At 63.1% G+C, this 10,876-nt stretch carries 9 protein-coding genes, 1 pseudogene and 1 riboswitch; of the genes and pseudogenes, 5 read left to right on the top strand and 5 right to left on the bottom strand.

Annotation, left to right across the window (positions count from 1 at the left end; translation table 11 throughout):
- The first annotated feature begins 4 nt into the window (after positions 1-4).
- From AC0L39_RS14080 to mmsB, 3 genes and pseudogenes are all read left to right on the top strand, one after another.
- Positions 5-1,072 carry an enoyl-CoA hydratase/isomerase family protein gene (locus tag AC0L39_RS14080; protein WP_473258814.1) on the top strand — a complete coding sequence of 356 codons (1,068 nt, stop codon included), beginning with the start codon at positions 5-7 and terminating at the stop codon, positions 1,070-1,072.
- A pseudogene (locus AC0L39_RS14085) lies at positions 1,069-1,864 on the top strand (enoyl-CoA hydratase-related protein). Before AC0L39_RS14080 ends, AC0L39_RS14085 begins: the two are co-directional and overlap by 4 nt.
- Before the next feature lie 245 nt (positions 1,865-2,109).
- A complete protein-coding gene (mmsB, locus tag AC0L39_RS14090; protein ID WP_473258816.1) occupies positions 2,110-2,976 on the top strand; it encodes a 3-hydroxyisobutyrate dehydrogenase in 867 nt (288 codons plus the stop codon).
- Here mmsB and AC0L39_RS14095 read toward each other — a convergent pair.
- Positions 2,963-3,700: an Nmad3 family putative nucleotide modification protein gene (locus tag AC0L39_RS14095; RefSeq protein ID WP_473258818.1), complete on the bottom strand. Its 738-nt coding sequence runs from the start codon at positions 3,698-3,700 to the stop codon at positions 2,963-2,965. The genes mmsB and AC0L39_RS14095 overlap by 14 nt on opposite strands.
- Positions 3,701-3,792: 92 nt before the next feature.
- Between AC0L39_RS14095 and AC0L39_RS14100 the strand changes: the two genes are divergently transcribed.
- Together AC0L39_RS14100 and AC0L39_RS14105 are read left to right on the top strand one after the other, a co-directional pair.
- Positions 3,793-4,617 (top strand): hypothetical protein, encoded by an 825-nt coding sequence (locus AC0L39_RS14100; RefSeq protein ID WP_473258822.1) that lies wholly within the window; start codon positions 3,793-3,795, stop codon positions 4,615-4,617.
- Positions 4,618-4,650: 33 nt separating this feature from the next.
- Positions 4,651-5,991, top strand: a complete 1,341-nt coding sequence (locus tag AC0L39_RS14105) for a lipopolysaccharide biosynthesis protein (protein ID WP_473258824.1) — start codon at positions 4,651-4,653, stop codon at positions 5,989-5,991.
- A 3-nt stretch (positions 5,992-5,994) separates the two neighbouring features.
- On the opposite strand, the gene gcvPB is transcribed toward AC0L39_RS14105, so the two are convergent.
- Genes gcvPB through gcvT form a run of 4 tightly spaced genes read right to left on the bottom strand, consistent with a single transcriptional unit; the run spans position 5,995 to position 10,523 of the window.
- Positions 5,995-7,572: an aminomethyl-transferring glycine dehydrogenase subunit GcvPB gene (gene gcvPB / locus AC0L39_RS14110; protein WP_473258826.1), complete on the bottom strand. Its 1,578-nt coding sequence runs from the start codon at positions 7,570-7,572 to the stop codon at positions 5,995-5,997.
- Positions 7,569-8,960 carry an aminomethyl-transferring glycine dehydrogenase subunit GcvPA gene (gene gcvPA / locus AC0L39_RS14115; protein WP_473258827.1) on the bottom strand — a complete coding sequence of 464 codons (1,392 nt, stop codon included), beginning with the start codon at positions 8,958-8,960 and terminating at the stop codon, positions 7,569-7,571. Before gcvPA ends, gcvPB begins: the two co-directional genes overlap by 4 nt.
- A 41-nt stretch (positions 8,961-9,001) precedes the next feature.
- On the bottom strand, positions 9,002-9,373 hold the full coding sequence (gcvH, locus tag AC0L39_RS14120; protein WP_473258828.1) for a glycine cleavage system protein GcvH: 372 nt from the start codon (positions 9,371-9,373) through the stop codon (positions 9,002-9,004).
- 4 nt (positions 9,374-9,377) lie between these two features.
- On the bottom strand, positions 9,378-10,523 hold the full coding sequence (gcvT, locus tag AC0L39_RS14125; protein ID WP_473258829.1) for a glycine cleavage system aminomethyltransferase GcvT: 1,146 nt from the start codon (positions 10,521-10,523) through the stop codon (positions 9,378-9,380).
- A 162-nt stretch (positions 10,524-10,685) separates the two neighbouring features.
- Positions 10,686-10,781: riboswitch (glycine riboswitch) on the bottom strand.
- Between the last annotated feature and the right edge of the window lie 95 nt (positions 10,782-10,876).

A 10,876-nucleotide genomic window follows, 5' to 3' on the forward strand; every position in this document is an offset into this window, starting at 1 on the left:
ATCGATGACTAAGCACGTTAACATCCACACTCATGGCCGCGTCGGCCATATTTCGCTCAACCGGCCCAAGGCGCTCCACGCGCTGACGCTCGACATGTGCCATGCGATGAGCGCGGCGTTGACCAGGTGGGAGCACGATGACGCGGTTGAGGCGATCATTATCGACCATGCAGAGGGCCGGGGGTTCTGCGCGGGCGGCGATATCACGATGCTGCGCAATTCGGCGCTGAACGATGGCGGGGTTTCGGGGCGCAAGTTCTTCCACGATGAATACCAGCTCAACCACCAGCTGTTCACCTATCCCAAGCCGATCGTCGCGTTCATGGACGGCATCACGATGGGCGGCGGGGTCGGTATTGCCCTGCCCGCGAAATTCCGCGTCGCGACCGAGAACACGCGCTTTGCCATGCCCGAAACCGGTATCGGCCTGTTCCCCGATGTCGGCGGCGGCTGGCATCTCTCCCGCCTTGGCGGAAGGCTTGGGCAGTTCCTTGCGCTCACCGGCGCGCGGCTGGATGGGGCTGAGTGTCTGTGGACCGGCATTGCCACGCATTACGTGCCGAGCGAGATGATCGGTGAGCTCAAGGCGCGCATAATCGAACGGCCCGGACGCATTGCGGGCATCCTGTCCGAGCCGGTCGGCACGCCGCCCGAGGCCCGGATCGAAGGCAATGCCCTGCGCATCGCAAAACATTTCGCCTCCGACAATTACGAAGAGATCCTCGCCAGCCTCGAAAACGAGATCGAGACGGATGAAAATGGCGGCGCTGCATGGGCGGCGAAGGAGCGCGACACGCTCGGCACCAAAAGCCCGCAGACCTGCAAGGTCGCGCTGCGCCAGCTGGCAGAAAGCAAGCGCCTCACCGATTTTGCCGACAACATGCGCATGGAATATCGCATCGCCAGCCGCGTGCTTACCCGGCCCGACTTTGCCGAGGGCGTGCGCGCGGTGATCGTCGACAAGACCAATGATCCGCAGTGGGACCCGCCCACGCCGCAGCAGGTGAGCGATGAGCTGATCGACAGCATCTTCGCCCCGCTGCCCGACAATGAGGAATGGAAACCGCTATGACGTTCGAAACCATCACCGCCGAGAAGAATGCGCAGGGAACCAAGGGCGTCACTCTGCTGACGATCAACCGGCCAAAGGCGCTCAATGCGCTCAATTCGCAGGTGCTGGAAGAGCTGATCAAGGCCTTTGCAGACTATCAGTCCGATGACAGTCAGCTGTGTGCGATCCTCACCGGATCGGGCGAGAAGGCATTTGCAGCGGGCGCGGATATCAAGGAGATGTCCGACAAGGCTGCGGCCGATTTCTACCTAGACGATTTCTTCTCGCCGTGGACCAGCGAGATCGTGAAGAAAACCCGCAAGCCGTGGATTGCCGCGGTGAACGGCTTTGCATTGGGTGGCGGATGCGAGCTGGCGATGATGGCGGATTTCATCATCGCATCGGACAATGCGAAGTTTGGCCAGCCCGAAATCAAGCTCGGCGTGGCGCCCGGCATGGGCGGATCGCAGCGGCTCACTCGCGCCATCGGCAAGTCGAAGTCGATGGAAATGTGCCTGACCGAGCCGGATGATGAGCGCCGAGGAAGCCGAGCGCAGCAACCTGATCGTGCGCGTGATTCCACAGGCCGACCTGATCGCCGAAGTCTTGAAGACCGCCGCCACCATCGCCTCGATGCCGCCGATGGCGGTCATCGCGAACAAGGAAATGGTGAATTCGGCTTTTGAAATGACGCTCGATCAGGGCCTCATCGTCGAACGCCGCATCTTCCAGATCCTCACCGCGAGCGAGGACAAGGCCGAAGGCATGGCGGCGTTCATCGAGAAGCGCGAGGGCAAGTGGAAGGGGCGGTGAGATATATCCTCACCAGTGTACTGATTGGGTCAGGATTTTTCTTGAATCATCGCTGGTGGACAAATCGACATAAGCGGAAGGAAAAGGTGTGCTGACGCTGTCTGCTGCGGGAATGTGGGTGGACGCAAAGGGGCAGCCAACATCATTACCGCAAGTCCTAAGGGCCTTTAGCGAAGCAATACCAATGTTCTTTGGTCTTGGGCTTATCGCGCTCGGCAGCGCTGTTCTTATATCCGGAGAGTAAAATGAAAATCGCATTCATCGGCCTCGGCAATATGGGCGGCGGGATGGCCGCGAACCTTGTGAAGGCGGGGCACTCGGTACGCGCTTTCGACCTCTCGCAGGATGCGCTGGCTGCGGCCAAGGAGTCCGGCTGCGAGACCTTCGGCTCTGCGCGCGCGGCCTGCGAGGAAGCCGAGGTCGTTGTCTCGATGCTGCCCAACGGCGCAATCGTGCGCGATGTCTACCGCACCGATATTATCGGTCAGGCCCCGAAAGGCGCGGTGCTGCTCGATTGCTCGACCATCGACGTTGCCACCGCGCGTGAAGTCATCGCGACCGCCGAAGAGGCCGGGTACGATATGGTCGACGCACCGGTTTCCGGCGGGATCGCCGCAGCGAATGGCGGCACGCTTACCTTCATGGTCGGCGGCAGCGAGACCGCGTTCGGACGCGCAAAACCGATTCTCGAGGCGATGGGCAAAGCCGTGATCCACGCAGGGGACGCAGGCAACGGGCAAGCGGCGAAGATCTGCAACAACATGTTGCTCGCGGTCCAGATGATCGGCACCTGCGAGGCGTTCTCCATGGCCGAGAAACTGGGCCTCGACCCGCAGACATTCTACGATATCTCCTCGGTATCTTCGGGCCAGTGCTGGTCGATGACAAGCTACTGCCCGGTCCCCGGCGTCGGCCCGCAAAGCCCTTCGGACAATGACTATCAGGGCGGATTTGCCTCCGCATTGATGCTCAAGGATTTGAAGCTGGCGATGGAAGCGGCGGAGACGGCTGGCGCGAATACCGCCCTCGGCAAGCATGCACAGGAAATCTACGAGGCGTTTGCCGAGGAAAACGGCGCGCTCGATTTCTCCGGGATCATCAAGACGCTCTGATCTCGGCGATAATCCGATCGAGCCAATCGCGCGGGGCCTTGCGCCGTCCAATATCGGCGACGAATTCCTGCCCTCGCGCGACGCTCCTGAGACGGCGTTGTCCGTTCTTGGCGCGCAGCCAGCGATCCGCGCGGTCGTGATAGGAAAGCCCGCCGCGCCTCAGCCACTCGGGCCGATGCCACAGCGTCGGCGGCCCGCCCGGCACTGTCAGGCGCAGCGCATCGCTGGCACGGCCCGCCTGCACCCCCTCGCCCCGCCAGATGCAATCGTTCCTATGGTGCATCGCGAGCGCATGCGGATGGCCGATCCTGGCGAGATCGGCAGGAGCGTCGCCCGCCAGAGGAACGATGTCTTCCACGCGGAGATAGCCGAATATGCGGTGGTGCGGCTCGGCAGTATGCTCGTCCGCAAACAGGCCGAAAAACACGAACACATCCCCCAGCCCCGCGCCTTGCCGCTCCAGATGCGTCTGCGCCGCGCCGCACTGGCCGAAGATGCAGGTGCCGTCCTCAAGGAACATGGGATCGTGGTGGCACAAATCATCCGCACCAAGCTTCCCGCGACTGGATTTTGCGGCCAATGCGCCCAGTCCCAGATCGCCGTACGTCGTAGTGCTCGCCGCCCCGGCAGGGATCGGCAGGCTCACCGGACGTCCGCCGACAATCGGGGACGGGCCGCCGCCAGCACTGCTGTCAAAACCCTTGCGTGAAAAGATGATCCGCATGGGCATCCCCATGCCCTGCGACAAAAAGTTGCACAAGCTGCACCATTCCTTGCTTTGCGCCGCAAGGGCTTTGGCGGTAAAGGCGGCTCGTTATGACCCAAGACACTGCCGAACACACAAAAGTCACCGCGCTGATCATGGCGGGCAAGCGCTCAGGCGTTCTCGACCCGCTGGCCCAGCGCGCAAATGTCGCGCAGAAATGCGTCGTCCCCGTCAATGGCGTGCCCATGGTGGAGCGCGTGGTGCAGCAGGTCTCCGCCTGCGACCGGGTCGGCCCGATCCGCATTGTCGCACACGAACCTGATGAAATCGCTGCACTTCCCACTGTGGCGAAGCTGATCGAAGAAGGCCGCCTGACCTTCACCGAAGGCAAGTTCAACATTGTCGACAGCGTCTTTTCCGGCGCCGACGGGGCGGATTTCCCGCTGCTGATCACGACCGCCGACAATTGCCTGGTCACGCCCGAGGGCTATGCCGAATTCATCGGCAAATGCCTTGCCGCCGATGCGGGCGGCGCTGCCGGCCTTGCGCGCAAGGAAGACGTGCAGGCCGCCGATCCCGAGGGGCAGAAGAAGTTCTACGAATTTCGCGATGGCGGCTATTCGAATTGCAACATGTACTGGCTCGGCAGCGAAAAAGCGCTGAGCGCGGCGGAAATCATGCGGGAAGGCGGGCAATTCGTGAAATTTCCGCGCCGCATCATCAAGGCGTTCGGCCTGATGAACCTCATCCGCTTTCGCATGGGCTGGGGATCGAAGGAGAAGCTGTTCGAACAGATCTCCCGCCGGTTCGGGTTCAAGCTCGTGCCGATCGTCCTTTCCGATGGTCACTATGCAATCGACGTCGATAATGAGCGGACTTTCGCCGTGACCGAGAAAATCCTGAAGCGCCGCGAAGGAGAAACTCCGGGCGCATAGTCGGCAGAAGGGCCGCAGCGCGCGAGAATACAGATGGGACGCCTGTTCACAAATATGGGGTGGCTCCTCGGAGGGCGCGGCGTGAACGCCGTGCTCAGCCTGGTCTACCTTGCGCTGGCCACGCGCACGCTGGGGCTGGAGGCGTTTGGCCATTTCGCCTTCATCGTCGCCATCGGACAGGTCGTGACGGGCCTTGCGAATTTTCAGACGTGGCAATTCATCGTGCGCTGGGGCGCGAATGGCGATGGGCCGCATCCCAAGAACAAGATCGAGGCAACCGGCTTTGCCATCGCGCTGGACCTGCTGTCGGTCGCGATGGGCACGGTGTTCGCAGCGATCCTCGTCTGGAGCGCGCCCTTGTGGCTGCCCTTGCCCACTGACCTGCTGTGGCTGACCTTTGGGTATTGCGCGGTATCACTGCTCTCGATCCGGACGACTCCGACCGGCCTGCTGCGGCTCAATTTCAAATATGGCCGCGCTACCGCTGCCGAGGCCGTCCAGCCGATCATCCGCGCGGGCGGAGCCGTGCTGGCATGGCTGTTCATGCCAAGCGTAGCAGGCTTCGTCCTCGCCTACGCCGCAGCCGAGATTGCCGTTGCCGCTGCCCTGTGGTTCGCCGCCGCCCGGACCGAGCGTATCGATCTGTCCGCGCTCAGCCTGACCCGCATCCCGGCGCGGCACAAGGATGCATGGCGCTTCGTGTGGTCCACCAACATGTCCGGTAGCCTGACGATTGCGGGCAAGCAGGTGATGATCCTGCTGGTCGGAACGTTCGGCGGAGCAGCGCTTGCAGGCGGTTTCCGCGTCGCGAGCCAGCTGGGGCAGGCGCTTGTTTCGCTGGCGCAGACCGTGTCCAAGGCGATCCTGCCCGAGCTTGTCCACGCCAAGGAAGACGCGCTCTCGATTGCGCGCCGGATGGCGAATATCGCTCTGATTGGCGGCGTGATGGCGGTGCTGTTTGCGCTGTTCTTCGGGCGCTGGGGTCTTGAGATCATCGCGGGCGAGGATTTCCGCGTGTTCTATTGGGCGATGGTGATCCTTGCGATTGCTGGCGCGGTTGAACTGGTCGGTGCAAGTCTTGAATCGTTGCTGGTATCGGCAGGCCGCGCCGCCACGGCATTCCTCGTGCGCGCAGTCCCGACGATCCTCGCATTGGTCCTGCTCGATGCGGCGATCGACTGGAACGGGGCGAAGGGCGCTGCCTTTGCCGTGCTGGGATCAAGCTCGCTTGCCGTGGTCGGGTTCTACGTTGCGATCCTCAACCTTCAGCAGATCAGGATCGTGGTCGAACCCGACGCCGACGCGGACAGTGTGAGATCGGACGAAGAGCCAGGCGGGGCAGACCATGCGCCCGCCCCGCCCGTCAAACACTAGCGGCTATTCGGCAGGCTCCGACCAGGCGAGCTTGGGCTTGCGCGCCGCGGCGGTTTCATCGAGCCTGCGGCGCGGCGCGTAATAGGGCGCCTGCTTCATGCTCTCATCGCCAGCAAGCGCGCGCTCGGCAACGCTGCGGAACGCGGCGATGAACTGGTCGAGGCTGGCCTTGCTCTCGGTTTCGGTTGGTTCGACCAGCATCGCTCCATGGACCACCAGCGGGAAATACACCGTCATCGGATGATACCCCTCGTCGATCAGCGCCTTCGCAAGGTCGAGCGTCGAAAGCCCGCCGCCGAAATCCTTGTCGCCGAACAGCGCCTCATGCATGCAAGGGCCGCTATCCGCGAATGGCGCGTGGAGCAGATCTTCGAGGCTGCGCAGCACGTAATTGGCGTTGAGCACCGCGTCTTCGGCCACCTGTTTGAGGCCATCCGCGCCGTGGCTTAGCATGTAGGTCAGCGCGCGGGTGAACATGCCCATCTGTCCGTGAAAGGCAGTCATCCGGCCAAAGGTCGGCCCGCTTTCCAAATCATTGTCTTCCTCGACGAGGTAATATTCGCCGCCTTGTGCCTTCTTGACGAACGGCAGCGGCGCGTAGGGCGCCAGCGCTTCGGAGAACACCACCGGGCCGGAGCCGGGACCGCCGCCGCCATGCGGGGTGGAGAAGGTCTTGTGCAAATTGATGTGCATTGCATCGACGCCGAGGTCGCCGGGACGCACCCGGTCGACGATGGCGTTGAAGTTCGCGCCGTCGCAATAGACGTACCCGCCCGCATCGTGGACCGCATCGGCGATTTCGCGGAAGTCCTTTTCGAACAGGCCGCACGTGTTGGGATTGGTGATCATCACGCCTGCGACGTCAGGGCCGAGGCGTTCCTTCAGCTTGGCGACATCGACGCGGCCTTCTTCGGTCGCGGGAATATCCTCGACCTCATAGCCTGCAAAAGCGGCGGTGGCAGGATTGGTCCCGTGCGCGCTTTCGGGCACGAGCACGACTTTGCGCGCATCGCCGCGCGCGGTGTGAGCGGCGCGGATTGCAAGGATGCCGCACAGCTCGCCGTGCGCGCCCGCCTTGGGGCTCATCGCGACCGATGGCATGCTGGTGAGCTTGCACAGCCAGTCACCCAGCTCATGGATGACTTGCAGCGCGCCCTGTACGCTTTGCTGCGGCGCGAGCGGGTGAATGTCGGCAAATCCGGGCAGCCGCGCCACCTTCTCATTGAGGCGGGGATTGTGCTTCATCGTGCAGCTGCCAAGCGGGAAGAAACCGAGGTCGATCCCGTAATTCTGGCGGCTGAGGCGCGTGTAATGGCGCACCGTCTCCGGCTCGGTCAGGCCGACCAGGCCGATCGGTTCGGATCGGTCAAGTCCCGCCAGCCGTGTCGGCGCATTCTCGTCCAGATCGGGCAGGTCGACGCCGGTCGTCTCGGCATGGCCGATCTCGAAGATCAGCGGCTCTTCAAGCATCAGCGCACGGTTGCCGGTCGAGGTTTCCGGACCGTTGTGCAGGCCGTCTTCGGAGACATTGTCCAGCTCTGGCATCTGGGGCTTCCAGCCGGATTTGTTGGGCGCGTTCATTGGGCTGGCTCCTTCGCCTGCGTTTCAGCCAGGGCATCGTGCAATTCGATGGCGAGCCGGTCGATATCCTCTTCGCTCGTCATCTCGGTGACCGCCACCAGCAGCGCATTTTCAAGCGCTTCGATGCCCGGATAGAGTCGCCCGAGCGACACTCCACCCAGAACCCCGCGATCCGCCATGTCGCGCACGATCTCGCGCGCAGGCTTCCCGTCGAGCATCACGGTGAATTCGTTGAAGAACGCGGTGTTGAGCAGCCTTACCCCCGGCACTTTCTCAAGCCTGTCGGCGGCCATACAGGCGAGGCGGTGGTTTTCCGCCGCCAGCTCGCGCAGGCCCTTTTCGCCGAGCAGCGTCATGTGGACGCTGAAGGCGAGCGCGCACAGGCCCGAATTGGTGCAGATGTTCGACGTCGCCTTTTCGCGGCGGATGTGCTGCTCGCGGGTGGAGAGCGTTAGCACGAAACCGCGCTTGCCCTCGGCATCGGTGGTCTCGCCGCAAAGCCGCCCGGGCATCTGGCGCACATGCTTGGGGTCGCGCACCGCGAACAGGCCGAGATACGGCCCGCCGAATTGCAGGCCGACGCCAATCGACTGCCCCTCGCCCACGACGATATCCGCGCCAAGCTCGCCGGGCGACTTGATCGCACCGAGCGCTACCGGCTCGGTGTTGACCGCCACCAGCAACGCACCCTTTGCATGGGCCGCCTCGGCAACCCTGGAAAGGTCGCTGATCCTCCCGAGAATGTCGGGATATTGCACAACCACGCAGGCGGTCTCTTCATCGATCCGGCTGATGAGGCCGTCGAGGTCCGGCTCGGTCTGGATCGATGGCTGCGCATCCGCAATTTCGTCCCCTGTGAACTGCGCCATCGTCTTTACGACTTGCGAGTAATGCGGGTGGAGAGCGCCGGAGAGCACCGCGCGCTTGCGCTTGGTCACGCGGGTCGCCATCGCCACCGCTTCCCAGCACGCGGTCGAGCCATCATACAGCGAGGCATTCGCCACCGCACAGCCATAGAGCCGCGCTACCTGTGTCTGAAACTCGAACAGCATTTGCAGCGTGCCCTGCGCGATTTCGGGCTGGTAGGGCGTGTAGGCGGTCAGGAATTCGCCGCGCTGGATTACCGTGTCGACGCTTGCCGGAACGTGGTGGCGGTAAGCTCCCGCGCCGAGGAAGAACGGCGCATCGCCTGCCGCCAGGTTCTTGCCCGCGCGCGATTTCATGTGTCGCTCAACCGCCATCTCGCTCGCATGCAGCGGCAGATCGTGGATCGGCCCGTCAAGCTGCGCAATGGCAGGCACATCGACGAACAGATCGTCGATCGAAGACGCGCCGATGCGCTCGAGCATATCGGCGCGGTCGGTATCGGTTAAGGGCAGGTAACGCATGGTGAAATCGGCCTTGTGAGAGGAGAGGCGTCAGATGATGCTCAAAGGCTGTCGACGAAGGTCTTGTAACCCTTGTCGTCCATCAGCCCTTCGAGTTCGGAGGTGTCGGAGATCGTCAGGCGGAAGAACCAGCCGTCTTCCTCAGGCGAGGAATTGACGAGCGCGGGATCGTCTTCGAGCGAGGAGTTCGTTTCGGTGATCTCGCCGCTGATCGGGGCGTAGACGTCGCTGGCTGCCTTGACGCTTTCGACCACGGCGGCATCCTTGCCCTTGCCGATTACGGTGCCGACATCGGGCAGTTCGACGAACACGATATCGCCCAGCTGTTCCTGCGCATAATCGGTAATGCCGACCGTGGCGCTTTCGCCTTCGACGTCGATCCATTCGTGTTCATCGGTAAAGTAACGCGGCATCAAATCAGCTCCCTCGGTAATAGCGGTGCGGGACAAAAGGCATGGGTGAAACGGTGGCAGGCAGGCGCTTTCCGCGGACTTCGCATTCGAGCGCGGTGCCGTCTGCGGCGTGGAGCGCATCGACATAGGCCATGGCGACCGGGCGGTCGAGCGTGGGCGAGAACCCGCCGCTGGTGACGGTTCCGATCTTGATTTCGCCTGCAAAAACATCGGCGCCTTCGCGCGCGGGCATCCGGCCATCCAGCAGCAGCCCGACGCGGCGCCGCGCCAGCGTGCCGCCCTCTGCCTCCGCCAGCCGCATGGCGACCGCCTTGTGCCCGAAATAGCCGCCTTCCTTGCGGCGCTTTTTCGACAGGGCAAAGGCGAGGTCGGCAGTGACCGGATCGGTTTCGACGCTGAGGTCGTGTCCGTAGAGCGGCAAACCGGCCTCGAGGCGCAGGCTATCACGCGCGCCAAGGCCTGCAGGTTTGACGCGCTCGTCGGCGACCAGCGCATTGGCGAGATCTTCGGCGCGGCCTTCGTGGATCGAGATTTCGAACCCGTCCTCGCCGGTATAGCCCGCGCGGCTGACCCACAGATGCGCCGTCTGCCCGTTATCGGTCCATTCGAACAGGCCGGCGGTCATGAATGTCAGGTCGCCCGTCCCCGGGATCAGCTGTTCGAGCACATCGGCGGCCTTCGGGCCTTGCAATGCGAGCAGCGCGTGATCGTCAAAATGGGTGAGCGTGATTGCGTCCGGCAGATGCTCACGCAGATGCGCGATATCGTCCCACTTGCACGCGCCGTTCACGACCAAGGCAAGATGCGGGCCGGTATTGGTGACCATCAGATCGTCGATCACGCCGCCCGCTTCGGTAAGCAGCAGCGAATAGCGCATCTTGCCCGGTTTCAGGTTCGAGATCGCGCCGGGCAGCAACTTTTCCAGCTCGTGCGCGGCATTGTCGCCCTTGAGCGTGAGCTGCCCCATATGAGACACATCGAACAGGCTCGCGCTTTCCCGCGTCCAGTTGTGCTCGGCAACGATGCCTTCGTACTGGATCGGCATTTCGTATCCCGCAAACGGTACCATGCGCGCACCTCGCGCGCGGTGCCATGCATCCAGCGGCAGGGCCGCGAGCGGCGTTTCATTGCCTGCTGTTTCGTCGCTCAAAATATCAGTCCCCGGACAAGCAAGCCAACGCCCCGGTCGGTGCGTCGTTCCTGCCCCCTCTGTCGGGAAACCTGAGAGCTTCAGCCGCGCGCAAATGCGATGCGCGGCCTCCCCTTCGGTGGTGCCAGCGGCGATCCGCCGGCACGCTTTCCAGAGTGCCTGTGCCTGTTCGCGGTCCGTTTGCCTGAGAGTTTCCGGGGCGGTTGCTCCTTCGGCGCCGACCCGGATTACCGGGCCAATCTCTCCCGCGAGAGACGCCGGAATCACTCCCGGCAGGCAATACTCATGTTGCGTATGCGAAACGGCGCGTCAATCGCCCATCGGTATATTCCGGGAAAAGACGAAACATTCGT

Source organism: Erythrobacter sp. K21-9 (assembly GCF_055808355.1).